Origin of the sequence: Streptomyces sp. NPDC059851, assembly GCF_042732005.1 — a bacterium.
Classification (GTDB): Bacteria; Actinomycetota; Actinomycetes; order Streptomycetales; family Streptomycetaceae; genus Streptomyces.
In genome coordinates this window covers 14,098-37,730 of sequence record NZ_JBHWJJ010000073.1, presented here as the reverse complement: position 1 = coordinate 37,730, position 23,633 = coordinate 14,098, and the positions used below count along the sequence as shown (strand labels likewise).

The 23,633-nt window shown below is 72.4% G+C and carries 22 protein-coding genes and 1 pseudogene; 11 read left to right on the top strand and 12 right to left on the bottom strand.

Annotation, left to right across the window (positions count from 1 at the left end; translation table 11 throughout):
• From ACFV7Q_RS23495 to ACFV7Q_RS23480, 4 genes are all read right to left on the bottom strand, one after another.
• Positions 1-578: ABC transporter substrate-binding protein (locus ACFV7Q_RS23495; protein WP_385431234.1), on the bottom strand; the 578-nt coding region annotated here is incomplete at its 3' end.
• 305 nt (positions 579-883) lie between these two features.
• Complete coding sequence (locus ACFV7Q_RS23490; protein WP_385431239.1) at positions 884-952, bottom strand: putative leader peptide; 69 nt, start codon at positions 950-952, stop codon at positions 884-886.
• 172 nt (positions 953-1,124) lie between these two features.
• On the bottom strand, positions 1,125-1,583 hold the full coding sequence (locus ACFV7Q_RS23485; protein ID WP_385431233.1) for an RrF2 family transcriptional regulator: 459 nt from the start codon (positions 1,581-1,583) through the stop codon (positions 1,125-1,127).
• Positions 1,584-1,829: 246 nt separating this feature from the next.
• Complete coding sequence (locus ACFV7Q_RS23480) at positions 1,830-3,035, bottom strand: acyl-CoA dehydrogenase family protein (RefSeq protein WP_385431232.1); 1,206 nt, start codon at positions 3,033-3,035, stop codon at positions 1,830-1,832.
• A 938-nt stretch (positions 3,036-3,973) separates the two neighbouring features.
• Between ACFV7Q_RS23480 and ACFV7Q_RS23475 the strand changes: the two genes are divergently transcribed.
• Entirely contained in the window at positions 3,974-4,525 is a 552-nt protein-coding gene (locus ACFV7Q_RS23475) for a winged helix-turn-helix domain-containing protein (protein ID WP_385431231.1), read from the top strand.
• Between the two features lie 119 nt (positions 4,526-4,644).
• On the opposite strand, the gene ACFV7Q_RS23470 is transcribed toward ACFV7Q_RS23475, so the two are convergent.
• Entirely contained in the window at positions 4,645-5,214 is a 570-nt protein-coding gene (locus ACFV7Q_RS23470; protein ID WP_385431230.1) for a helix-turn-helix domain-containing protein, read from the bottom strand.
• 140 nt (positions 5,215-5,354) lie between these two features.
• Here ACFV7Q_RS23470 and ACFV7Q_RS23465 point away from each other — a divergent pair, with 140 nt between their 5' ends.
• Genes ACFV7Q_RS23465 through ACFV7Q_RS23450 form a run of 4 tightly spaced genes read left to right on the top strand, consistent with a single transcriptional unit; the run spans position 5,355 to position 9,113 of the window.
• On the top strand, positions 5,355-6,137 hold the full coding sequence (locus tag ACFV7Q_RS23465) for an ABC transporter permease (protein ID WP_385431229.1): 783 nt from the start codon (positions 5,355-5,357) through the stop codon (positions 6,135-6,137).
• Positions 6,134-6,931, top strand: coding sequence for an ABC transporter ATP-binding protein (locus tag ACFV7Q_RS23460; RefSeq protein WP_385431228.1), 798 nt, complete (start codon positions 6,134-6,136; stop codon positions 6,929-6,931). The genes ACFV7Q_RS23465 and ACFV7Q_RS23460 overlap by 4 nt, the downstream gene beginning before the upstream one ends.
• 53 nt (positions 6,932-6,984) lie before the next feature.
• Positions 6,985-7,980 (top strand): ABC transporter substrate-binding protein, encoded by a 996-nt coding sequence (locus ACFV7Q_RS23455; RefSeq protein ID WP_385431227.1) that lies wholly within the window; start codon positions 6,985-6,987, stop codon positions 7,978-7,980.
• A gap of 23 nt (positions 7,981-8,003) precedes the next feature.
• Positions 8,004-9,113 (top strand): aryl-sulfate sulfotransferase, encoded by a 1,110-nt coding sequence (locus ACFV7Q_RS23450; protein WP_385431226.1) that lies wholly within the window; start codon positions 8,004-8,006, stop codon positions 9,111-9,113.
• Positions 9,114-9,783: 670 nt separating this feature from the next.
• On the opposite strand, the gene ACFV7Q_RS23445 is transcribed toward ACFV7Q_RS23450, so the two are convergent.
• The 4 genes and pseudogenes from ACFV7Q_RS23445 to ACFV7Q_RS23430 form a co-directional block, all read right to left on the bottom strand.
• Positions 9,784-9,906, bottom strand: coding sequence for a hypothetical protein (locus ACFV7Q_RS23445; RefSeq protein ID WP_385431238.1), 123 nt, complete (start codon positions 9,904-9,906; stop codon positions 9,784-9,786).
• Between the two features lie 94 nt (positions 9,907-10,000).
• Positions 10,001-10,489: pseudogene (locus ACFV7Q_RS23440) on the bottom strand (hypothetical protein); the annotation flags it as partial.
• 109 nt (positions 10,490-10,598) lie between these two features.
• Positions 10,599-11,489, bottom strand: a complete 891-nt coding sequence (locus tag ACFV7Q_RS23435; RefSeq protein ID WP_385431225.1) for an NUDIX domain-containing protein — start codon at positions 11,487-11,489, stop codon at positions 10,599-10,601.
• Positions 11,490-12,100: 611 nt separating this feature from the next.
• Entirely contained in the window at positions 12,101-15,136 is a 3,036-nt protein-coding gene (locus ACFV7Q_RS23430; RefSeq protein WP_385431224.1) for a M48 family metalloprotease, read from the bottom strand.
• Positions 15,137-15,737: 601 nt separating this feature from the next.
• On the opposite strand from ACFV7Q_RS23430, the gene ACFV7Q_RS23425 reads away from it, so the two are divergent.
• Positions 15,738-15,974, top strand: coding sequence for a hypothetical protein (locus tag ACFV7Q_RS23425; RefSeq protein ID WP_385431223.1), 237 nt, complete (start codon positions 15,738-15,740; stop codon positions 15,972-15,974).
• A gap of 34 nt (positions 15,975-16,008) precedes the next feature.
• Positions 16,009-16,440, top strand: a complete 432-nt coding sequence (locus ACFV7Q_RS23420; RefSeq protein WP_385431237.1) for a DUF2809 domain-containing protein — start codon at positions 16,009-16,011, stop codon at positions 16,438-16,440.
• Between the two features lie 790 nt (positions 16,441-17,230).
• Here the strand turns inward: ACFV7Q_RS23420 and ACFV7Q_RS23415 are convergent.
• Positions 17,231-17,536 (bottom strand): hypothetical protein, encoded by a 306-nt coding sequence (locus ACFV7Q_RS23415; RefSeq protein WP_385431222.1) that lies wholly within the window; start codon positions 17,534-17,536, stop codon positions 17,231-17,233.
• A 791-nt stretch (positions 17,537-18,327) separates the two neighbouring features.
• On the opposite strand from ACFV7Q_RS23415, the gene ACFV7Q_RS23410 reads away from it, so the two are divergent.
• The 4 genes from ACFV7Q_RS23410 to ACFV7Q_RS23395 are packed head-to-tail and all read left to right on the top strand — an operon-like array spanning position 18,328 to position 19,566.
• Positions 18,328-18,648 (top strand): hypothetical protein, encoded by a 321-nt coding sequence (locus ACFV7Q_RS23410; RefSeq protein ID WP_385431221.1) that lies wholly within the window; start codon positions 18,328-18,330, stop codon positions 18,646-18,648.
• Positions 18,645-18,920, top strand: coding sequence for a hypothetical protein (locus tag ACFV7Q_RS23405; protein WP_385431220.1), 276 nt, complete (start codon positions 18,645-18,647; stop codon positions 18,918-18,920). Before ACFV7Q_RS23410 ends, ACFV7Q_RS23405 begins: the two co-directional genes overlap by 4 nt.
• On the top strand, positions 18,917-19,288 hold the full coding sequence (locus tag ACFV7Q_RS23400) for a DUF6247 family protein (RefSeq protein WP_385431219.1): 372 nt from the start codon (positions 18,917-18,919) through the stop codon (positions 19,286-19,288). Before ACFV7Q_RS23405 ends, ACFV7Q_RS23400 begins: the two co-directional genes overlap by 4 nt.
• Positions 19,285-19,566: a hypothetical protein gene (locus ACFV7Q_RS23395; protein WP_385431218.1), complete on the top strand. Its 282-nt coding sequence runs from the start codon at positions 19,285-19,287 to the stop codon at positions 19,564-19,566. Before ACFV7Q_RS23400 ends, ACFV7Q_RS23395 begins: the two co-directional genes overlap by 4 nt.
• A gap of 403 nt (positions 19,567-19,969) precedes the next feature.
• On the opposite strand, the gene ACFV7Q_RS23390 is transcribed toward ACFV7Q_RS23395, so the two are convergent.
• Together ACFV7Q_RS23390 and ACFV7Q_RS23385 are read right to left on the bottom strand one after the other, a co-directional pair.
• A complete protein-coding gene (locus tag ACFV7Q_RS23390) occupies positions 19,970-21,376 on the bottom strand; it encodes an MFS transporter (protein WP_385431217.1) in 1,407 nt (468 codons plus the stop codon).
• Entirely contained in the window at positions 21,369-23,237 is a 1,869-nt protein-coding gene (locus ACFV7Q_RS23385; RefSeq protein WP_385431216.1) for a glycoside hydrolase family 15 protein, read from the bottom strand. The genes ACFV7Q_RS23390 and ACFV7Q_RS23385 overlap by 8 nt, the downstream gene beginning before the upstream one ends.
• Between the last annotated feature and the right edge of the window lie 396 nt (positions 23,238-23,633).

The window sequence follows — 23,633 nt, the reverse complement described above, 5'->3', positions numbered from 1 at the left end:
GAGACGTCGCCCTTGCCGGACTCGGGGTCGACCTTCCAGCCCTTCTGCGCGATCCAGTTGAGGAAGGCGACGTCCTGCGTGTTGCCCTTCTGCGGGGTGGCGATGTTCTTGCCCTTGAGGTCGTCCAGGGTCTTGATCTTGTCCGGGTTCACGACCAGCTTCACGCCGCCGGAGGCGGAGCCGGAGATGATCCGCAGGTTCTTGCCCTTGGACTTGACGTAGCCGTTGATGGCCGGCGAGGGGCCGATGAAGCCGATGTCGAGGGAGCCTCCGTTGAGGGCTTCGATCTCGGACGGACCGGCGTTGAAGGCCTGCGGCTTGATCTTGGTGCCGCCGAGCTCCTTGGCGATCAGGCCCTCCTGGAGGCCGACCAGGGCGGTGGCGTGCGTCAGGTTCGGGAAGTAGCCGAGCCGGACCTCGGAGGCCGACAGCTTCTTGCCGTCGGCGGCCACGCTGGACTTGTCCGAGGGCTCTTCCTTCTTGGCTTCGGAGCCGTAGCCGCAGGCGGTGAGCAGGAGGGGAAGCGCCGCTGTGACGGCGATGGTGCGCAGGGTGGTGAGCGGTCTTGCGGCAGACACGGAGGTGTCCTTTCACGGGATGGTGTTCAGGAAGGTGCAGGGAGGGGCGACGAGTACATACGTCCCCCACCCCAGGCCGTCGGTGGCGGGCGTGCGGCCTGAGGGTCGGATGGGTGTCGGCGCCGATGTGTGTCGGGCGCCTCGGGGGTGGATGACGCGCCCTACGTCGCATCACCCGCGTGGGGGAGCCACGCGGGCCGTGAGGTCGGCCGAGAGCCGGTCCGGCCGGCCGGCCGGCTGAGGCGGGCGGGTGGCACGGCGCACGGCGGTGCGTGCCTGCGCGTGGAGCCGGTCCTGTGGACGTGTCAGGCGGGCTGACAGATGGCGCTGGACGTACGGACCAGGTCGATGTGCCGGCGGGAGGTCAGAGGCATCACCCGGCCTGCGTGGTGCAGTGTCCGCACGGCCACCTCCGAATTCCTAGTTTTCCCACCTGGTTGGTAGGCATATTGGCAGAGGGAGACACCCGCCCCAAGAGGCTGACCACATGGCGGACGGTGAGATCTCGGAATGCGAGAAAAGGCAGGTGGGGCGCGGGGTGCGAGATCAGGGATTGGTCCAGGCGCTGGGGGCGTCGGTCAGCGCGGACACGTCGGTGGGCAGGTCGGACGACGCGACGTCGGCGAGCGTCACACCGTCGAGGATCTCGCGCACGTTGGCCCGTAGTGCGATCCACAGGGGGAGCAGCGACTGGGCGGGGCCCGTGTAGGACAGGTCCGGGGGGCGGACGCCGCGCACCGAGACGAGCGGTCCGTCCACGATGCGGATGACGTCCGCGATGCTGATGGCGTCGGCCGGCTTGGCCAGCCGGTAGCCGCCGTTGCCGCCGCGCTGGCTGAGCACGAGACCGCCCCGGCGCATGTCGTTCATGATGCCTTCGAGGAACTTGTGCGGGATGTCCTGGGCGTCGGCGATGGCTTCGGCCTTCAGTGGCCCGTCGTCCTGTGACGCGGCGAGCTGCAGCGCGGCACGTACCGCGTAGTCCGCCCTGGCTGAGATCCGCATGAGTGCATTATCCCGCACGGCTGCGGCCGACGTCCGTCCCGGGCGGGCAGCCGGCTGCCGGGCGGGTGCTCGTGCCCGGCAGCCGAGGGGCTCAGGTCGCGGGCGGGGGCGATCGGTCCGGTCTCCGTGGCCCCGGTCCCGCGGCGAACCCGGGAGGGTGGGAGAGCGGCTCGACAGTCGGATGGCGAGCGGGGTGCGTGCCCGGGGCCGGCCGGTCGCGGATCCCCGTCCGTGCCGTGCCTTCCGTCAGCGGAACGCCGCCACCGCGCGGTGGGAGCCGTTCAAGTAGTGCTCTCCGATGGAGCGCAGGCGGTGTGCGACGGGGCGGTGGGCCGTCAGGACGCGGGCGTTGCGCCAGAACCGGTCCAGCCCGGGGGCGTCGGCGAGTTCCAGCACCCGGGTGGTGATGTGCAGGGCGGCCTTGGAGGTCACGGTCTCGGCCGTGGCGACCAGGGCGGCGACGCCTGCGGGTGCTTCGGCATCGAGCTGTGCACCTGTGTCGAGGACCTGCGCCATCACCTCGGTCGCCCGGTCGACCACGGCGGTGGCCGTCTGGGCGGCGGAGGCGAGTTCCCCGTACGTCAGCAGCAGGTCCGGGTCCTCGCCGGGCAGCCGGTGTGCGCGGCCGCCCCTGCTGAGGTCGCGCGCTTCGGTGAGGGCGCCCTCGGCGTTGCCCAGGCCGACGTGGCACAGGGCGAGCCGTAGCGCCGGTTCGGCGAGCGCGGTGAAGGGAGCGGTCGACTCCTCGTCGTGCGGCCGGCGGCCCAGCACCTGCCCGAGTGCGACGGTGACCCGGTCGAGGACGACCTCGCCTGCGCCGGCGACGCGCTGCCCCAGGCGGTCGTGGACGGGTTCGACGGTCACGCCCCGCACCCCGGGCGGGATCCGCACGACCAGGACGTCACCGGTCACGGCGCAGACGGCGTCCACCACGATCTGGTCGGCGACGGCCACCGCCGTGTCCACGGACCGGCGCCCGTTCAGGACGTAGCCGTTGCTGCGCGGCCTCAGCGTGAGATCCGGGCCATCGGTGTCGTCGTGGGGCGCGGGAGTGCGGACCGCGCCGGTCCACAGCCACTGCTCGCGCACCGACTCCTCTTCGAGGCCGGTGTCGTGGTCGTGGCTCGCGTAGAAGCGCCCGCCCCACGTGTGTACGTAGTGGCGGGCGAGTACGTCGCCGACGGAGCTGTCCGCCGCGGAGATCTCCCGTATGACGGCACATCCGGTACGCCAGTCCGTGCCGCGGCCGGGCCCGGGCGGCGTGAGGGCCGCCAGCAGGCCGGCCTCGCGCAGCCGGGCGGCCTCGTCGGTCGGCGGCTTGCCCGCCTGGTCGCGGGCGATGGCGTCCGCGGCGAGGTCGTCCGCCACATCGCGGGCGGTACGCAGGAGCGTGCGGCGCTGCTCGTCGGCGGACCGGCCGCCGGCGGTGCTCGGTGTCGTCGGCACGCGCATCACCGGCAGGCCCGAGTGTCGTTGCCCGGCGCGAGGGTTGGACGGGCCGAGGTGCCGTGGGGGATGGCAGTGGTCATGTCGGCTACTCCGGAAGGTTGTCGGGGCGGCGATGGCCGGCTACTGGAAGGCGTGGGAGCGCACGAGGGGTGGCACGCGAGATGGGGAAGGCAGGAGTCGCCCACGGCCGGGCGGACGGCACCCGTGGGCGTTCCGCTCCGCCTTGGTTCATACGCCGCTCAGGTCCTGGAGGCGGGCTCCGGGAAGCGACCTTCGCATGCGCTCCCCGACGGGGGAGCGGCTGCCTTCGGCACCTTGCCACGGGACGGGACGCCGGTCTTGTCCGCGGACGCGGGCGAGAGCCGTGCAACGAGCCCGGCGAATGGCAGCAGTGTCAGCGTCTTGGCAGACCGCACTTCACTGGATTCCCACCTTTCCCATCGGATTGATAGGGATACTCGCCCGAAGTCGCTTGCCCGGCAAGAGCACGACCGAATGGTGGACAGCTCGGTCTTGCCATGAAAGACGGAGTTGAATCGCCCCCCGTCCCTGCCGATGGCGAGCCCCGGTCCAAAGCCTTTCCTATGCAATCAGTAGGGAACTATTGACGCGTCCCCGTCGCGCACCTCACGATGTGGCCATGTCCCCGTCGCAGCCCATGCTCGTACGCCGCAGGCACGTTGACTTCCGTCTCGTCGCCAGCGCCGTCTGCCGACCCGTCTAAGGCTTCTTCACCAGGGGATTCCTCCGCCGCGCGCCGCCGTTCAGGCCGCCGCGTCTCTTCACGTCGCGCCTTTCCGTGACCTCGGCCCTCGGAGCCGTACGGTCCGCTCGGCGTGCGACGCGCCGGCTCCGGTCGCATCCGTCATGGACCCCCCTGCCGTGCCGTGGCCGAACGACCGGCATCCGTACCTCACTCCGAGCAGCCGAAGGGGCTCATCGTGACCACCGCGATTCCCGCACCCGCCACCCGCCGTGACCCCGGCCCGCACCTCCAACTGGTCGGCCACCGCCCGCCCGACGCCCCCGCCAACGGGACCGACGGCGGTCGCGTCGCATACCTCGTGTTCCTGCCGGCGGACGTCGATCCCGTGGCGCTGATGAAAGCGCACGGTGTGCGCCCGGAGATCCAGCCCCTCGCGCCCACGACGCCTCCGACTCCCGGGCCGGTACCGGCCCTCCAGCCCGGACCGGTCCACTCCGACGACGTCATCCGGGTCGATCGGGCACGTCGGCTGGTCGAGGTCGACGGGCGCGAACTGGACCTCACCTACCTGGAGTTCGACCTCCTGGCCCACCTCGTGTCCCACCCGTACACGGTTCACACGCGTGATGCCCTCATCTCGGGCATCTGGGGGTACGGAAACATCGGCGACGGCCGTACGGTCGATGTCCACGTAGCCCGACTGCGCCGCAAGCTCGGCCCGACCTACCGGGGCCGCATCTCCACCGTCCGCCGCGTCGGCTACAAGTACGTGCCCGACCACCAGTAGCGCCGGGGGCCCGGAGTCCCCGGACCATCCGCACGAAGCCGGGCATGGGAATCGGCACCGCAAGCGTTGTGCCGCTCGGCAGCCCCGTTCAACGCCCAGATGATCCGAGAACGACGGTTCTAGGCGTTCGCGATGACCAGCAGGGTGCGGGCGGCGGCCGGGCCGGCCAGGCGGCAGCGGTGCCGGACTTCGCCCCGGTGGTGGGCGCTCTGGCCGGCGCGCAGTGTCAGCGGTTCCTCGCCCTCGACCTCGAGGACGATCTCGCCCTCCAGTACGTAGAGGAAGTCCTCGCCGGGGTGCTCGAACCAGCCGCGCTCGCCCCGACCCGGCTCGAAGTGGTGCTCGTAGGCCTCCATCAGCGCGCTGCGCCCGCCGGGGATCAGCACTTGGGCGACCTGCCCCGTGGCCTCGTTCACGCGGATCACCTGAGGGTCGCTCTCGTGGCTGACCGCACCCGGTCGCGCGGGCGGTCGGAGGAAGGTGCCCGGGGTGACGTCCAGCGCTTCCGCGATCCGGTAGATCGAGCTGAGGCTGGGCGTGGTGAGGCCGCGTTCGAGCTGGCTGAGGAAGGGCTGGGACAGGCCTGAGCGGGTGGCGAGGACGGCCATGGAGACGCCGCGCTGTTTGCGGCAGCTCCTGATCACCCGTCCGACCTCGACGGCCTCGGGCGTGGGTTCGGGTCGAGACACGCAGGTGAACGTACCTCATCACCGGTCAAGGCCCGGGGGCCCCGGCGAGGGTTCGCACTGCCGCAACACTCCTGTCATAAGCGTGGTCAATTATTGACCTCACTTATGGACGACCGAGGAACCGAACGAGGAGCCGCCCCGTGCACGCCCCCACCCCCTCACCGCCCGGCCGGGCCCTCAACCGGCTCGGCCCGGCCCTGGGCGCGGCAGGTGCCGTGCTCGCGCTGTGGTACCTGCTGGCCCGCTCCGGAGCGGTGGGCCCGGGGCTGCTGCCCACCCCCGCCGAGACCGCGGCCGCGCTCGCGGACAGCGCCCGCAGCGGCATCCTGGCCGCTGACCTGGCCGCCAGCCTGACCCGCGCCGGGCAGGGCTTCGCGCTGGGCGCCCTCTGCGGCAGCGCGCTGGGCTTCGCCACCGGCTATCTGCCGAGGCTGTCCGCAGCCGTCACCCCGGTGATCTCCTTCCTGCGCCCTATCCCGGCCATCGCGCTGGTGCCGCTCGCAACCGCCTGGTTCGGCATCGGGGAGACCGCCAAGCGCCTGCTCATCGCGTACGCCGTGCTGCTCGCCGTCTGGCTGTACGTCCACGACGGGGTGACCCGGGTGCCGGTGTCCCACCTGCGGGCGGCCCGGTCGCTGGGGGCACCGTTGTACCGCCGGTTCACCGAGGTGCTGCTGCCCGCCGCCGCACCCGCGCTGCTCGCCGCACTGCGGTACGGGGCCTCGGTCGCGCTGCTCGCCCTGGTGGCCGCGGAACTCGGCGGCGCGGACAGCGGGCTGGCGTACCGGCTCCAGGTGGACGGCCAGTTCCTGCGCGTGGACCGGATGTTCGCCGGGCTGCTCGTGCTCGGGCTGCTCGGCGTGGCCGTCGACCTCGTACTGGCCGCCGTCGGCCGCCGGTTCGTGCACTGGAGCGCCTCATGAGCCTGGGGGTACGACTGGAGGGGCTGTCGGTCCACTACGGGCCCGCCCAGGTGCTGGAGCGGACCGATCTGGAGCTCCCGGCGGGCTCGTTCACGGCGCTGCTGGGGCCCAGCGGGTGCGGCAAGTCAACGGTCCTCAACCTGGTGGCCGGGTTCCTGCGGCCCACCGAAGGGCGGGTGACGGCGGGTTCCGCTCCGGTGCGGGGACCGGGCCCGGAGCGGGGCGTGGTCTTCCAGCACTACGCGCTCTTCCCCTGGCGCACAGCCCGCGGCAACGTCGAATTCGCCCTCAAGCGGCTCGGTCTGCCGCGTGCGGAGCGACGACGACGCGCCCTCGCGGCACTGGCCGAGGTGGGGCTCGCGGACGGCGCCGAGAAGTACCCGGCGCAGCTTTCGGGAGGCATGCAGCAACGCGTGGCACTTGCCCGCGCCCTGGCCGCCGAGCCCGAAGTGCTCCTGATGGACGAGCCGTTCGGGGCGCTGGACGCACTGACCCGGACCCGGATGCAGACCCTGCTGCGGGAGCTGTGGCAGCGCCGCGGCACCACCGTCCTGTTCGTCACGCACGACCTCGACGAGGCACTGGCCCTCGCCGAGCGGGTCGTCGTCCTCGGCGGGACCCCCGGGCGGGTGCTGGCCGACCACGCGGTGCCCGCGGTGCCCGCGGTGCCCGCGGTGCCCGCGGTGCCCGCGGTGCCCGCGGTGCCCGCCGTGTCCGCGGTGCCCGCCGTGTCCGACGGACCGCCCGCCCCGGACCTGCGCTCACTGATCGCACGCCACCTCCGCTCCGACTGAAGCCCTCCCGACTCCCTCCCCGTCCCCACCTCCGTCCACGGAAGGACTCCGCCATGCTCAGACCCCGCGCAGCGGCCGCCCTACTGATGGCGGCGCTGCTCTGCGCGCTCACCTCGGCCTGCGCCGCCGGCTCCGGCCCGGCAGGCGGCGGCCGCCCTGCCGTCACCCTCGCCGCAAGTGACTACCTCGGCGGGGCGCCCGTCCACGTGGCCCAGGCGCGCGGGCTGTGGTCCGCCGAGGGGATCGACGCCGCCGTCACCACCCAGCCCACCGGGCGGGATGCTCTGAACGCCGTGCTCGGCGGTCAGGCGCAGCTCGGCGTCGTGGGTGACCTGCCCGCGGTCACGGCCGCCCTGGGCGGGCGCGAGCTGCGGATCGTCGCCGACCTGTCCCGGTTCTCCGACTGGCGCCTGCTGACCCGGACCGACCGGCGGATCACCGGCTTCGCCGCGCTGAAGGGCCGCAAGGTCGGAGTCCCGCAGGGCACGAACGTCGAGTACGCGCTCTCGCGGATGCTCGCCTCGGTGCAGCTGACGGCCGCGGACGTGACCGTGGTCAACCTCGCCCCCAACCAGATCACTTCGGCGCTGGCGCGCGGGGACGTCGACGCCGGGATCACCTTCCCCAGCTTCTACGACTCCGCCCGCACCACCCTCGGTGACCTCTACGCCGAGCTGCCCTTCACCGGATACACGGCCCGGACCCTGCTCGTCGCGGGTCCTGAGACGACCGGGGAAACCACCACGGCCGTCCTCCGGGCGCTGCTGAGGGCCCAGCGCGAGATCGCCGCCGACCCGCCCGCCGCACGAAAGGCCGTACTCGCCCAGTCCAAGGGCGCGCTCCAGGCGGGCTACGTGGACGCCTTCCAGCCCCGCTACGGGTACGGCGCGACCCTCTCGCCCGAGCTGCTGACCCAGTTGGAGCAGCAGGCCGCCTGGGCGAAGGCCGCCCAGAACCTGCCGGGCTCCGCCGACCGGGCCGCGCTGCTGCGGCATGTGCACCCCGCGCCCCTGACGGCCGTCGACCCGGCCGCCGTCACCGTCCACTGATCCACACCCACACAGGAGCCCTCATGACCGTCGACCAGAACACCCTGCGCCGCCGCGGCGTCGGCCTCCGCGCCCACGACCCCGCCCGCAGCTACGGCGGCTACACCCTCTACACGCCGATCACCAGCGCCGGCGGGATCCACCTCGTCGACATCGACGGCCGGCCCGTCCACACCTGGAACTCCCCGCACCCGCCCGGGCGTCAGGCACAACTCCTGCCGAACGGAAACCTCTTCTACGCGGCCAAGGACACCAGCAGCCCGACCCTCTTCCCCATCTGGGACGTCTACCACGGCGGCATCTTCCAGGAACTGGCCCCCGACTCCACGGTCCTGCGCGAGGCCAGGCACCCCCTCCACCACCACGACGCCTCGATCCTGCGCAACGGCAACCTCATCGTCACCGTCGTCGAACCGCTGGACCCGGCCGACGCGGCCCGGATCCGGGGCGGCATCCCCGGCTCCGAAGCCCCGGGCGGGGTGATCTACGGGGACGTGGTGTACGAGCTGACCTGGGACGGGGAAGAGGTGTGGCGCTGGGCCGCCATCGAGCACCTCGACCCCGAGGAGTTCCCGCTCAACCCGCACTTCGCCCGTGAGCACTGGCCCATGGCCAACACCGTCAACGAAAGCGCCGACGGCTCGATCGTGGTGGGCTTCCGCAGCGCGTCCACCACCGTGGCCGTCGACCGCGCCGACGGCTCCGTGCTCTGGCGCATCGGCCCCGACGTCCTGGCGCAGCAGCACCACCCGCACGAACTGGCGAGCGGGAACATCCTGGTCTTCGACAACGGCACCTACCGCGACACGACCTCCGTGCCGTACTCGCGGGTGCTGGAGCTCGACCCGCGCACGGGAAAGGAGGTGTGGGCGTACCAGGACAACCCGCCGCAGAACTTCTACAGCCCCTACATGTCCAGCGCCCAGCGCCTGCCGAACGGGAACACCTTCATCGCGGAGGGCTCCTTCGGACGGCTCTTCGAGGTGACCCCCGGCGGGGACGTGGTGTGGGAGTTCGTGGTCCCGCAGTTCCGGTCCTTCGGCGAGGGCGTGGGCCTGGAGTCCTCGGCCGGCGCCCAGAACTCCGTCTTCCGCGCCTACCGGTACTCCGCCGACCAGCTCCCCTGGCTGTGAACGACGGCCCGACTCGTTTCACCGGAAGGCGCTGCGCGCACGGCGGACGCAATTGCCGCACGCTCCTGCCGGAGGAAGGACCGCCGGGACGGGCGTGCCAGTGAGGTGCGGGGCCCGGCTGGCTGGGGGTGCCTGCCGGCACCACCGTCAGCCGGGGCGTGGCCCGGGCCCGCAGCTCCCGGTCCCACGTGCGGACCGCAGTGGCCATGGCGTCCGCGGCGGCCTTGGCGTCCGGTCCGAAGCCCTGGACCCCGAACTCCCACGTGGACGTGCCGGTGGTCTCGTCGTGCTCGCGTCGTTCCGTCATCAGGCAGGCCGGTGAGCGGCCGAGGACGACGGCTTCGGCGCCTGACCTCTGCGGTAGCCGCGCCGGGCCCGGGTGGTCCGGATTCCCGGCCATCCGACAGAAGCCGCTCAGGGAAGTGGCCAGCCACAGCCGCAGGTCTTCGAACGACTCGCCGCCGGCCACTGTCACCCCGGTCCACAGCTCCACCCCGCCGGCGGCCAGGGCACGGTCCAGGCCGTCGAGCGGGGTGGGCGGGGTGTCCTCCCAGCGGACGCCGTATCCGGTGTCCCCGATCGGGGCCGGGGTGTCGTCCCACCGGCCGGCGCCCTGCATCGATACGAACCCGCACGGGCTGATGCCCGTGGAGACCAGTACCGCGTCCTCCTAGCGCAGGCCGACGGCTCGGGTGAATCCGCCGATCCGCAGGGGCGCGACCAGGTGTCCGCCCTCCGCGACCTGGCCGGTCCAGCGCCGGGGCAGGTCGTTCGAGGCGACGGTGACGATGATGGCGTCGAAGCCGTTCTCCGGGATCAGGCGCCCGGGGGCTCCGTGGTGCCGTCGCCGAGGACGGGCCGGACCCGGTCCGCGTACCCAGTCTCCGCCAGGATCGCTCCGTGCGGGCGTGTACGTACGGGTCGATCTCCACGCACGCCACCGACCCGTGGGGGCCGACGAGTTCGGAGATGAGGGACGCGTCGTAGCCGCCGCCTCCGAGCTCCAGGACGTTGTTCCCCGCCCGAAGGTCGGCCCAGCGCAGCATGACGGCCTGCATTTCGGGCTGGGACACCGAACTCATCGACCGCCCGGTGTCCTCGTCGAACACGGTGGCCACCGGCTCGTTGGCGTACGCCCGGACGAGCGGTTGCTCGGGCAGGAACGCATGCCGGGGTACCGTCGTGAACGCCAGCTGGAGCGCCTCCTGCTCGCCCTGGAGGTCCGTGTCCGGCGGATAGCCCTTGACGAACCAACGCCGACCGTCTGCGGCCTCGGCCACGTTGTTGTGCGTCGCGGTCCCCTGCGGGCCGTGCACCACTGCGGTGGGGACGATCCCGTAGCAGCGCCGCAGGATGCCGGCCACGGCCTCGGCCATGGCCACCGGTTCGGACTCCGCAGTCATCCCGACGCCCCGGACGCGACCCGGCGGCCGCGGAACCGTCCCGGGCCCGGGAACAGGCCCGGCCGTCGGGCGGCGGGCACGGTCACCACCCCATCTCCGTGTAGAGGCGGCCGGCCCGGATGCCCTCGATCGCGGCACGGGTGTACGGGACGACCCGGTCGGGGAGGGCCTCGGCGGGCCACCAGTCCCACGACACGCAGCGGTCCGGCTCGCGCACCTGCGGCGTGCCCGTCCACTGCCGGGCCCGGAAGACGAACCCGACCCGCGGCTGCGCGCCGGGCACGTCCACCATGTGCACCACGTGCGCCAGCTCCACGTCCTCCGGATCGATGACGAGGCCGGCTTCCTCCTCCGCCTCCCGCACCAGGCAGGCCACCGCGGACTCCTGCTCGCAGTGCCCCGCTAGGAAGTGGTGGGTGGAGCCGGCGTACGCGGAGTCGGGGTGCCGGAGGCCGAGCAGTACCTGGCCGTCCTGCTCCAGGTAGAGGTGGACGCCCACGACGTTGAGCCGCGCACGGCCTCCGGGGCGGGCCCGCGGCACCGGGGCAGGGGGCGGGGCGGGGGCCTGGGCCCGGTGGAGGTCGATGACCTCCTTCGTCCACGGGCACATCGTCAAGTACGGGATCGTGCCGGCGTCGAAGTGGCGGAACATGATGCCTTCTGGGCACGGCAAGCCGTCGGCGTCGCCGTCCCAGCTGCCGAGGTAGACGCGGATCCGGCCTTCGACCCCGTCGGGGCCGACGCAGTCGACCACCGTGAATTCCTCCAGCGGCACGGTCAGGCCGGTCTCCTCCAGCAGTTCCCGCTCCACCGCCTCCCGGGAGGACTCCACCCCTTCGCGATTGCCGCCGGGGATGCTCCACGTCCCCGGGTCGCAGATCTTCTTGTTGGCGTCCCGGAGGTGCAGCAGGTAGCGGCCACGCGAGTCGACCAGCAGCGCGGCGGTTCCGCGAGGGTCTTCGGACACGGTCATCACAGGCTCCTTGACGTGGGGGTGCGCGGGTGAACGGGCGGAGCGGCCGGCGGCCGTGGATGAGCGCCGGACGCGTCGGGTCCGCTCTCATGGCCTGTTCCTTGCGGGCAGTGCGTCGTGGTCGCCGGCCGGCTGGGACGGGATGGAGGCATCGAAGGCGGCGGCTTCCCGGTATCCGGTCGTGACTCGCCGCAGCCGAAGGAGCGGGCGTCAACACGGCGCCTGCACGCCGGGCGCGGGTACGGGACGGGCCTGGGATGTTCGAATACGGCGGGGACTTCGGGGCGGTTCGGCCGCGGATTCACAGGGTCCTCCGGATGGGCGCACGGCTGGTACTGGTGCTCTAGGAACGGCTCCCGCTCGGGTGCGTCACGGCCGAATCGGGAGCGAATGGTGAACGGATGTTCTGGTCCGGCCCGGTGGGCTTGGTGTGCCTGACGTCGTGGCGTTGAAACTCGCTCGAACAGGTTCCTGTCACCCCACCGGGGGATTGCGGGCCTCCGCGCGGCCGCTGGACGCAGGCATCAAGGCCGGACCACTTCCGTACCGGCGAGGGTCGACCCCCTGGCGGTTCGTTTTCCGGCCGCCCCCCGGCGAGCCCCGGTCCGGGCTCAATAGGTCCGCAGCGTCGCGGCCGTCAGCCTGTCCTGCTGCTCGGTGCGGAGGTCGATCAGCTCGGCGCGTACGGCGGCCAGCCCGGCCTCCCACGGCCGTTCCGGTGACGGGGCGTGGAGTCCGGCCGTACAGGCCGCGGCAGCGGCCCGGGTCCGGTGCAGCAGGTCGCTCCAGCGTGTACGTAGGTCACGGTCGGGGAACGGGCGGGCACTCAGCGCCCGGTCCGCCGCATCGCGCAGCGCGGAACACCGGGCCCGGGCCGCGACGAGGTCGTCGGGCCGGCTGCTCAGCGTCTCGGCGACCAGGCTGTGGTAGCTGAGCACGTGGGAGTACAGCTCCGGGCTCTCGGCGCGTTCCCAGGCGCTCAGCTGGAGCAGGCGGATGCGGTCGGCCGTGGACTCGCCCACGGGCGAGGCCCGGTACTCCGTCAGGACGAGGCTCGGGTCGCCGGCGGCGCGCTGCCCCGCGTCACACGAGCCGACCGTGGTGACGAGCAGCAGCCCCACGCCGGCCCGCACCGCCCAGCTTCGCGCGGCGGACGCGCCGACCGTGGTGTGTCGGGGGCGCAGCCGGGGCCGCAGCCGGTGCCGGGCCACGCGCCGGACGGTGTGGCAGAGCAGGGCGGTGGGCACCGCCGCGAGCGCCCCGGCGAGCCCGCCCAGGAAGACGGTCTCGCTCAACAGGGGGAGGATGCGCCCGAGTTCGGGCGAGGGCCGGCCACAGCCCGCCGACACCGCCGGTGCCAGGCGGCCCCCGGCACACCCGCCGAAGGTCAGCAGGCAGAGGAAGCCGAGCAGGACGGTGGTCTGGGCCACCGCGGCGGCGACCAGGGCGCGGGGCAGCCAGAGCGGCCCGAGCCGTACGGTGGCCACGGCGGCGGCCAGGGCCGCTCCCGCCCAGGCGGCCATGGCGGGCCACCAGACCAGCAGGCTCCGGCGCACCGTGTCGGACGGGCCGCTGCCGGGCTGGAAGGCGTCCGCCGTGACGAGGACCGTGACCAGGGCCGCGCAGGCGGCGAGTCCGCACACGAGTCCGGTGCCGGCCACACCTCCGAAGCCGGCGCCCTCTGCCCGCATCGCGGTCGTGCGCGCCCGGCGGCGGGCATCCTTCCCGTAGATCCGCGGGAGCTGCACGAGGACGGCGAAGAACCACAGCACGGTTGCCAGGAAGGCCTGCGAGCGGCCGGTGACGGGGGTACCGACGAACCGGATGACGGCAGCCGCCACGGCATACGTGCCCGGGTGGGCATCGGCGAGCCCGGGCATTTCAGCGGCCGGTGATGCGAGGAGCGAGTCGAAGGGGTCCCCGGCCACCGCCGTGAAACCGTGCGTCGTCCACCACTGGAAGAGGCCGACGCCGAAGAGGATGAACAGGGAGGTGAACCAGATGGCGGCGCGCGGCCGCGCCCCCTGGAGCAGGCACAGATGGCTGGTCTGACCGACCCAGGCCACCCACAGCGCCCCGGCGAGCGGCAGGAACAGCAGGACGGCGGGGGCCTCGCCGTTGGCCGGCCACCAGCGGCTGGTGTGGCCGACGCCGGCGAGGAACTGGCCCACGAGCAGACCGCCCCCGAAGGCCAGCCCGGGAGCGGGGGCGGGGCCGAGGTCCTGCCGGATGCCGGCGAAGCGGGCGCGCAGCAGGTCGTGCCAGATCGCGAAGAAGAGGATGGCCGAGGCGATCAGCGACACGGTCGACGAGGCCAGCCCGCCACCCCAGATCCGTTCCACGGTGTGCACCGACGTCATGGCGGTGCAGCCGATCAGGAAGTACTGCAGGGAGCCGACCCCGTAGAGCGTGTACGGGCGGTGCAGCGCACGCAGCCGCTGCTGCCAGTCCGGATGCAACCGCAGGAGAGCAGGCAGCGCCCCGACCCAGACCCGGGACCAGCACCGGCTCCCGCCCCCGCCTCCGCCCGGGCCTCGGATCCCGGCCGGGCTCCCCGTGGCCGGGTCGTCCCTCCTGCCGCCCGCCGCCGCTGCCTCGGCTTCGGCCCGGGCGGCCGCTTCCCACACCCGGACGTCCGCTCCGGCGGCCACGGCGTCGGTGTCGGCGACGAGCTCGCGGTGCCGGAGGGTATCCGCGCGGATCAGCACCACCGCCGTCACCAAGAGCACCGCCTTGGCCGCCTGCCGGGCCAACTCGGGCAGCGCTGCGGGCCAGAACCGCTGGTCGAGCCCGGGGAAGTACCCGGCGAACGCGGCCCAGACGAATCCACCGCCGACGATCACGGCGTACGGGAGGAGGACCACGGCCAGGAAGGACCGCCAGAGCGCGAGCACGGAGTAGGCCAGTCCCACGTCCATGGTGCGGATGTGTGCGAGCTCGTGGAGCACGACGGCCCGGAACCGCTCGGGAGCCGTCCCGCGGACGGCGAGCAGCCCGGCGTGCAGACACACCACCGGGTGACGGCTGCGACCGAAGACGACGGCGCTGGCGTCGAGCGCGGTGCAGTCGACCACGAACCGGGGTGGCGTGAGCTCCAGGTAGCGGGAATCGAGACTGCCGACGTGTTCCACCCGGGCGGCGAGGGTGACGAGTTCATCCAGCTCGGCGCGCAGGCCGACGCTGTCGAAGGACGGGCCGATGTCCTCGACCGCGATCAGTCCACGGCGTCGGGTGCGCAGCCGGGGCTGCAGCCGGTGCACGACGGCGGCCACGGCGAGCAGGGCGGCGGCGCCGGCGTATCCCCAGCCGTAGGGGCGGCCGCCCACCCGTTCCGTCAGACACGGGTCGGCGAGCGGTGAACCGGCACGGCCGCCGGTCAGGGCGTCCCGCCAGAAGGCGCTGTCGTCACCCACCGCGAACCAGCAGCCCAGCCCGGCGCGGTCGGCGGCATCGGAGAAGAGCAGGGATCCCACCGTGTTGGTCATGTCCAGGGTCGCGGTGAGCATGGTCACGGCGAGCAGGGCGAACCGGAGCACGGTGCCGGAGGGGACACCGGGACGGTCGTGCTCGTCCGCCTCGTGCGGCCCGGTGAGGTGCTCGTAGGGGAAGACGGACGGACGCCCTCGCCCTGCGGCCGGGCCGGTCACGGCCGGCCCCCGCCGTCGGGTGCCGGATCACCCCGGCCCTCGGGGCCGTCCGGCGTAGGGGCAGACGGGGCCGGCGCCCGTGCAACGTGGGCGTCGTCCACATGCGCGAGGGCGGCGAGCACCGGCGACTCCTCGGGAGCTGCTGCCGCCACCACGTCGGCCACCACGGCCCGAACCGTCGTCGTTCCCACGACCCGCTCCGTCCGTCGGCTTTCCTCACCTTGCCGTCCGGGCCCCAGTCTGCCTGTGGAGCAACTGAGTTGACGCGGTTACGGCTACTGCCGCAGTCACTCCTGGTTCTTCCGGGGATTGCGGCTCTACCTGGTGACCACCGCCGAAATCGTGCCGGTCACCTGGTGTTGGCCAACCGCGAGATCGAGGAGCGGGAGGGAGGGACGGCGCTGGTACCGGGCACGACTGGACCACCGGCGCCACGTTTGAATGATCCTTGATCGTCTACGACCACCGGCACCATCGGACCCGTTCATCTGGGGCGCCGGGTTGAGGGGGCTCGTTGGACCGGGTGGGCCCGTCGGGGGCGGCGGCTCGGACGAGGTAGGCGTCGCGGAAGTCCGCGCTTCGGTGGGCGGAAAAGGCTGGCATGAGCACCGACGAGCGGCCGTTCCGCAACCTCGCGGTCGCGGAGCCGCAGCCGGTGACGCTCGGATGGGTGATCAGGCCCCCGGGTGCGACCTTCCTGGCCTGCCGTGACGTGACCGTCGCTGCGCCGGGTGCCGTCAAGCGGATCACCGCGGACGGTTCCTTGGAGGTCCTCTCGTGGAGGGCGTGGCCGTACCCCGGTACCTCGGTGCCCCACCGAGGTGTCGATGCCGTATGACCTCGTCAGCTGGCAGCATGGCCCCGTGACCCTCATACCCGGAACCCGTGATCGTGCCGCCGCCGAACCGGTACGGACCCGTCTGGCAGCAGCCGGCGCGGCTGCGATCACCGTCGGCCTGGGGCTCGGGCTCAGGGCCTGGTCGACCGGAACCGTGGCCAAGTACGGCGGCGACGCGCTCTACACCGTCCTGCTGCTCACCCTGGTCGTCTTCGCAGCGCCACGGGTCACGCCCCTGAGGGCCGCCGGAAGTGCGCTGGCCGTCAGTTGCCTGGTCGAATTCGTGCAGTTGAGCCCGCTGCCGGCGGAGCTTTCCCGGCACAGCACCGTCGCCCGCCTCCTGCTCGGTTCCACTTTCAACCCGCCCGACCTCTTCTGGTACTCGGCTGGCGCAGCATTCGGATGGCTCGTCCACACCTCTGTGCTGAACCGTAGGCCCGCACCTCCGCCACGCACACCCGGGTGATGGCAGGCCGGAGCCGGTCCTCCGCATCCGGTGCCGGGCCGGGCAGGCCGCCATCAGGGCGGCTCCACCGACCGGTGCGAACACGCCCCGGTCACATGAGGACCAGCGACCGGCCAGCGTCTTCCGGGGCTGTGCTCCGTACCGCAGCATTCGTGCTCACGCCGTACGCCATCACCCCGGGCACCGCCACCACGCCGGCACAGATGCACCGATCGGCCCCGTATGCCGGCCGGCCCCTCTCGCCCTGTGGCTGGCGCAGGAACTGCAGCACGCGGGGCCTCCCGGCTGCGCACGGCTCCTGCATCCCGCCCGGTCCGGTTCCCCACGTGCCCGCCGGGCAGTCGTGGCGGCCGGCGGCGGCCGCGATTCGGACAACGCGGCTGCTGTCGGCCCTCCTCTCGGTCCCGCCTCCTGCGCATCCGATAACCGAAGGCGCGGCTTCGCTGGGAAGCGGAACCGCGCCACCCACACCCTCGACGTCCTCGTCGCCGACGACGAGGACGAGGACGTCGAACGCCCCCCCGAGCCGCGGCGGGGGGAGCGGCCGCGGAGGCGCATCCATCACGCGTACGGGCCGGCTCTCGCATGGCGAGCGCCGTACTCGACCTCGCCGCCTCGGGTGTCGATGCCGCTGCGCGCGGTCGAGCTACGGCGTTCGGATAGCCATACGCGCTCGACCTCCCGCCCTTCCGGAAGGAGGAGCGGGGTCAGGCCCGATGTGACCGTGGCCGGCCGGCCGGCCGGATCGTCGGCAGGCCACCGGTCCTCTCGGTCCCCGTGGTGGTGGGTGTCAGCCACGCCCCTGGGTGTCCTGGGCGACGATGAAGTAGACGCCGCAGTCGCCGCCGAACGCCCAGCGCCCGCGCCCCACCCAGGCGCCGTAGATCGTCTTGCCGTTGCTGCAATCGGTGACGGCGCGGGCCTGGCCGCTGCGGACGGTGCAGGTCGCCGTCCACTTGTTGACCTTCGACTTCCAGTTGGTGCAGCTGTAGTTGCCGCCGGCGGCGGAGGCGGGTGAGGCGGCGGCCAAGCCGCCGACGAGCAACGATGCGGTTGCGGTGGCCACTGCGGCGCGGCGCAGAACGGTGAGCTTCACGGTGGTTTCCCCCGAGAACAAGCCTTGTCGGGCTTTGGGACAATGGTCGCGAACACCGTAAAAGGCGTTCAAGATCATCCTAACTCGGGTGCACCAGCACTTTGCGCAGGGCTCGAGTCCCATCCCGTCACCACGCCGTACCGACGTTGCGACCCTGCTGCGCTGCTGGTGTTCAGACCCGCCCGGTTGAATCGCTGCCGGCGCAGGCTGCGGAGTCAGTGCCGGGCACCCGCCCCGGTGCGTGCGGGTATGTCACACGCGGGGCTGCGGGGCTGCCGCGCTCGCCGGCCTCGGCGCTGCCGGACCGAGCGTGCCCGTCTGCATGGCTCGATCGGGAGTTGAGTGTGGGACTGCATCGGCCGTACGAGCTGGCGGCGCCTGGCGGGGGCCAAGTCGCGCGCTGAGCACCATGCCCGGACCCCTGTTCGGACGGACCGTGAGCAGCCCGCTCCTGTTCCCCCACCGTGCTGGCCTGCCCAGCCCCCACCCGCCACTGCGCGCGCGAATCGTCGGCACCAGTGCCGGGAGTCACCCCCGCAGCTCCAGCAGTACCCCGGCCCGCGCCTTCGCCAGCGGCCGACGCCCGGACCCCACCTTCTCGGCCAGGCCGGGCGCGGCCGCGCAGACGGACGTCCTCGACCGCCGGGGCGTCGACGTCGGAGGGTTCCTGTCCGTCGTGCACGCCCAGGCGTCGGCGTGGACCAGGCGGTGGCCGGCCTCCTCGCCCGGCAGGGCGCCGCAGCAGGCCGCCCCGCCCCTGCTGTCCTCCGGAGTGCGGACGCCCGCGCTGTGTGGGCGGGCCGCTGACCGAAGGCCAGATCGTCCCGAACTACCTCTACCTGGCCCGCCGGCTCACCGCTCTGGCACGGCTCGGTGTTTGCGAGGCGCTCAATGCCCGCCTGGCGACGGTGGGGCGGGACTACATCGGCTCCGACCAGGAGAGGGGCCTCCTCGTCAGCGCCGAAGCGTGGCCGCTGCGTGCTGCCCGCACGGCGCGCATGGCGCACATCACTCGCGGCCCGGAGGCGAGCCTGTGCACGTGTGCCGGCAAGACACTTTGGTCAAGTGCGGTTGCGGTTGCGGTGCGGTGCGGGGCAGGCTGGTGGGCATGACGGATTCTCCCCGCACCACCCGAGTGGTTCTGGCCCCGGACGAGGCCGCGGAGCTGGACCGCCTGGCGGCGGCCGTGACAGAACATGCCGAGGCTTTGGAGCGGGCCCGTACGGCGTTGGGGCAGGCGGCCGGACGGATCGCGGCCCGCTACGACCGCGGCGGGCCGGCTGCGGTCGCGGTGAAGGTCGGTTGGTCCCGCCAGCACGTGTCGACCTTGGCCGCCGCCCACCGCGCCAAGACGGAGACGGCCGACGGGGCGGAGGCGGCATGAGCACGGCTCCCGAGCACCCTTCCGAGCCGGCGGGCCCGCAGCCGCCGGCAACGGCCGAGGACCTGCGTGCGGTCCTGGCCCGGCTGGCTCCGGACGCGGTGCCGACCTTCGATGCCGAGCGGGCCACCGCGGTGGCCCGTGCCCGGGAACAGGTCAGCTCCGCCCCGATGCGCCGGTTCCTGCGCCAGTGGGCCCTGTACGTGGCCATCGAGCGCCATCCCGACCAGGCGGCCCGTCTGCGCGCGCTGGAGGAACGGGCCGCCCACGCCGCCACCCCGGCCGAAGCCGCGGCGATCGCCGCGGAGATCGGCCGCATCCTCGACGAGGCAGCGGCAGAGGCCGGCATTCCGCTCGGCGGAGCCCGGTGACCGGCTGGCGGTGGGAGTACGACCCGAATACGGATGAGGTCATCAAGGGCCTGCCCGCCCACGTCACCGCCGAAGTCGAGCGCCTGGCCGACGAGCTCGTCGCCCTCGCCGACGTCGGCGTCGACGTCACCGACATCGGCGAAGGCGGCCGCAGGGGCGTGCCCGGAGGGCTGCGCCGAATCCCGCTCCTGGACGACGGCTGGTTCTACGCCCTGCCCCTGCCGCGCCTGCAGCTGATCGCGATCGTCCGGGTCATCCCGCCCTACACGGACCTATAGCCGGAGGAAAGCGCGTGCTGGTGCACGCAGCGCCACAGCGTGTACCAGTGTTGGCACGCTGAGCGGGGTCCCGCAATGCTCCGGGCCGCCCGGGCGTACGTGCGATGAGAAACGGCCGCAGTGCGGTCCGGCACCCTCACCAGGTGGCGGCCCCGCACTGCTGCCGGGGGTGTGCCGCGCCCGGCTGACCGCCGACGGTGGTGCCGCGCGAGGAGGACGGGCGGGACCTGGCGCAGCGCCTGCGGCGACGCCTGATGGCTGTGTCTGTCGCCTTGAACCGCTCGAAGGCGGACGAGGAGCCCATGCGGATGCCTCAGACGGCTCCTGCGCCCGTACGAGCGCATGCGGCCGCCCGGCCGCCCGGCCGGCAAGAAATGCGGCTGCGGTCGGGTGCCGGAGGTAGTCACGGGGTCGGTGTGCTGGTGGCGTCCGGTGCTTGTTGGCGCGGCAGGAGGGCGGCGGCGGTGAGGCCTGCGAGGCCGATTGCGCCGATAGTGGTCATGGCTGCCGCGTAGGCGCCGCTGCTGAGGCCGGCGACCAGGATGGTGCCGGCGATGGCGGTGCCCAGGGAGGAGCCGAGGTTGGAGACGCTGCGTGAGAGGCCGGAGATCTCGCCTTGCTGTTCCTCGGCGAAGCTGGACTGGACGACGTTCACCGACGGGGTGAGCATCGCGCCGAGACCGAGGCCGATCAGCAGCAGTCCGGGCGCGAACGCCCATGGGCTGGTGAAGGCGTCGGCCAGCAGGATCAGGAGGGGGACACCGGCGATCGTGAGGACGAACCCGCTCAGGATCAGGGTGCGCTGGGCCCGACGCTTGGCGAGGCGTTCCGCGGCCAGGGACGACACGAGCAGGCCGACGGTGGCCGCGGTGAAGATCACGCCGGTCTGGATGGCGTCGTAGCCGCGGACGACCTGGAGGTAGGTGGCCACGACGAACGAGGTGCCCATCAGCATCAGCCACTGGACGTTCTGCGTGACCAGACCGAGGTTGGACGTGCGGTTGCGGAACAGGCTCAGCGACAGCAGGGGCTCCTCGCCCCGCCGCTCCTTCGCCGCGACGGAGCGGAAGAACCAGAGCAGGACGAGGGCGCCGAGCACCAGCAGGACGGCCATCAGCCAGACGTTGTCGTCGGCAGCGAGAATGCCCGTGACGAGCAGGACGAGGCCGGCCGCCGACAGCACCGCCCCACGGACGTCGAAGGGCCGTGTCGGGTCCGGGGGCAGGGGGTCCTCGATGCGCCGGGCCAGTAGCAGGATCACGGCGATGACCAGGGACTGGAACACGAACGCAGCGCGCCAGCTGATGGCGGTGGTGATGAGCCCGCCGATCAGTGGCCCGGCGGCCGCCCCGATACCGCCGAGCGCCATGATCACACCGAACGCCCGGGCGCGGGAGGTCAGGTCGGGGTAGAGCAGGGTGGTGAGGACGTAGACGGGCGGGATCAGCAGGGCCGTACCGATGCCCTCGAGGATGGAGTTCCCCAGGATGAGGACGCCCAGGCCCGGAGCGGCCGCGCTGAGGAGCGCGCCGACGGCGTAGATGAGCAGGCCCGCCATGAAGCAGCGCTTGCGGCCGTAGCGGTCGGTCAGCTTGCCGCCGGGGATCATCAATGCGGCCATGACCAGTAGGAACACGGTGATTGCGGTCTGGACGCCCTGCACGGTGGTGTCGAGGTCCTCGCTGATGTCCGTGATCATCACGTTCATGTTGGAGCCGGCGAAGCTGCAGATGAACTGGGCGAGGGCCAGGGCGGTCAGCACGGTGCGCGGGGTACCGGCGGGCCGGGCAGGGGAGGCTGTCTCAGCCATCGACGCCCCCGCGAGCGTCCGGGGCGAGCACGGCGGCGGAAGGGGGTGGCTGTTCCTTGCCGAGCTGCTCGTCCAGGGCCATGGCGGCAGCGACCAGGGCGAGGTGGGTGAAGGCCTGCGGGAAGTTGCCGAGCTGCTCCCCCGAGGGACCGATTTCCTCTGCGAACAGACCGACGTGGTTGGCATAGGTGAGCATCTTGTCGAACGCGTAGCGGGCCTGGTGCAGTTTCCCGGACCGGGCGAGCGCCTCTACGTAGAGGAAGCTGCACAGGTTGAAGGTGCCCTCCGAGCCGCGCAGGCCGTCCGGGGAGGCCGCCGGGTCGTAGCGGTAGACCAGGCTGTCGCTGACGAGTTCACCGTCCATGGCGGCGAGCGTGCTCAGCCATGCCGGGTCGTGAGGGGAGAGGAAACCCACCCGCGGCATGAGCAGCAGGGACGCGTCCAGGACGGTGGTGTCGTAGTGCTGCACGAACGCCTGCCGTTCCGCGTTCCAGCCGCGCTCGACGATCTGCCGGAAGACGGTGTCGCGGACCTCGGTCCAGCGGGCGATGTCGGCGGGGCGGGAGTGGTCGCGCGCCAGGCGGATGCCCCGGTCGAAGGCGACCCAGGTCATCAGCCGGCTGTAGGTGAAGTTCTGCCGCCCGCCGCGGGTCTCCCAGATGCCCTCGTCGGGCCGGTCCCAGTGGTCGGCCAGCCAGTCCAGGAGATCGCTGAACGTCTTCCAGCCCCGGATGCCGCCGATGTCGCCGGCCTGGGCCAGTGCGTCGGCGGCCTCGCCGTAGATGTCGAGCTGGATCTGGTCGGCGGCCGCGTTCCCGGCACGTACCGGCGCCGACCCGCGGTAGCCCTCCAGGTGGTCCAGGACCTCCTCCGTCAGGTGCGGCTCGCCGTCGATGCGGTACATGATCTGCAGCGGCTCACCGGAGGCGGTGCCGCCGGCCTCCAGCCGGTCGCGCAGCCAGGACCGGAAGGCGTGTGCTTCCCTGGTGAACCCCAGGTCGATCAGGGCTCCGACCGACAGCGAGGCGTCCCTGACCCAGGTGTAGCGGTAGTCCCAGTTCCGCTCGCCCCCGATCTGCTCCGGCAGGCCCATGGTGGCCGCCGCGATCGGCGCTCCGGTCGGGGCGTAGGTGAGCAGCTTCAAGGTGATGGCCGACCGGTTGACCATGTCCTGCCAGCGTCCGCGGTAGGTGCACTGCCGCAGCCACGACAGCCAGAAGGCCCGGCACGACTCCAGTTCGGCGCTGACGTCGGCCGAGGTCGGCGTGGGGGCGAGCTCGGCGCCTGCCGTGGTGCTGGTCAGTACCACGGCTGCGGTCTGCCCGGCCTCGAGCGTGAACGATGCGGTGACGTCCTGGCCGTCCTCCTCCAAGAGGATGTCCTCGGTGGCCTGGATGTGCAGGTCCGTTCCGGGCCCCTGGAAGACCGCGGTGCGGGCATTGATTCGGCGCAGGGTGTGTTCGGCACGGGCGTAGTCGAAGCGGGGCCGGCAGGCGAGCGTGAAGGGCAGGCTACCCCGCACCACCCGGACGGCCCTGACCAGCCGGTGCCGGTCGGTGGGGGAAGCGGAATCGAGCGGTTGCATGAAGTCGGCGACTTCCCCGACCCCGCCGGGAGCCATGTACCGCGTCACCAGGACGGCCGTGTCGGACAGGTAGAGCTGACGGACCGTGACACCTTCGACCTCCGCCGCCAGCCGGCAGTGTCCACCCCGGTCGCCGTCCAGGAGCGAAGCGAACACACTCGGCGAGTCGAACCGCGGCGTGCACCACCAGTCGATCTCCCCCCGCGACGACACCAGCGCCGCAGTCTGCAGGTCACCGATCAGACCGTGCTCAGCGATAGGCGGGTATCGGACCACAGCACTCCTTCACCACAGCTTCCAGGACCGGGCCACCACCGCGTACGCCCGGAACGCCCAAGTCCATCTCGACGGGTCTTAGCGTGCGCCGCGATCCGACGGTGCGTGCGCCGACCCGCCGACACCGAGGCCCCGGACCGACGGATCTCCCGCCTGCGCGCGACGGGCCGAACCCGTCACCGTCACCGAGAACCAGTACAACGGCCCCCGCACCCGCAACCAGTGACTGCTCCTCCCCTCCATGGAACTACCGCAGGGGTCCCGAGCAAGGTCGGGAATACCACTCGGTTCGAAGGACTGGCGGGGGATGAGGCGGAGCGGACCGGCTGTTGGACAGCGCGGCCTGATGCGGAGGGATATGGGATGACCGCGCGCAGCGGAACAGGGCTTGACCTC

Bases quoted from the DNA above. Each gene is read 5' to 3' on its own strand.
- ACFV7Q_RS23485 (WP_385431233.1), bottom strand. From the start codon at position 1,583: ATGCGGATCTCAGCCAGGGCGGACTACGCGGTACGTGCCGCGCTGCAG.
- ACFV7Q_RS23480 (WP_385431232.1), bottom strand. From the start codon at position 3,035: ATGCGCGTGCCGACGACACCGAGCACCGCCGGCGGCCGGTCCGCCGAC.
- ACFV7Q_RS23460 (WP_385431228.1), top strand. From the start codon at position 6,134: ATGAGCCTGGGGGTACGACTGGAGGGGCTGTCGGTCCACTACGGGCCC.
- ACFV7Q_RS23455 (WP_385431227.1), top strand. From the start codon at position 6,985: ATGCTCAGACCCCGCGCAGCGGCCGCCCTACTGATGGCGGCGCTGCTC.
- ACFV7Q_RS23450 (WP_385431226.1), top strand. From the start codon at position 8,004: ATGACCGTCGACCAGAACACCCTGCGCCGCCGCGGCGTCGGCCTCCGC.
- ACFV7Q_RS23435 (WP_385431225.1), bottom strand. From the start codon at position 11,489: ATGACCGTGTCCGAAGACCCTCGCGGAACCGCCGCGCTGCTGGTCGAC.
- ACFV7Q_RS23425 (WP_385431223.1), top strand. From the start codon at position 15,738: ATGAGCACCGACGAGCGGCCGTTCCGCAACCTCGCGGTCGCGGAGCCG.
- ACFV7Q_RS23405 (WP_385431220.1), top strand. From the start codon at position 18,645: ATGACGGATTCTCCCCGCACCACCCGAGTGGTTCTGGCCCCGGACGAG.
- ACFV7Q_RS23400 (WP_385431219.1), top strand. From the start codon at position 18,917: ATGAGCACGGCTCCCGAGCACCCTTCCGAGCCGGCGGGCCCGCAGCCG.
- ACFV7Q_RS23390 (WP_385431217.1), bottom strand. From the start codon at position 21,376: ATGGCTGAGACAGCCTCCCCTGCCCGGCCCGCCGGTACCCCGCGCACC.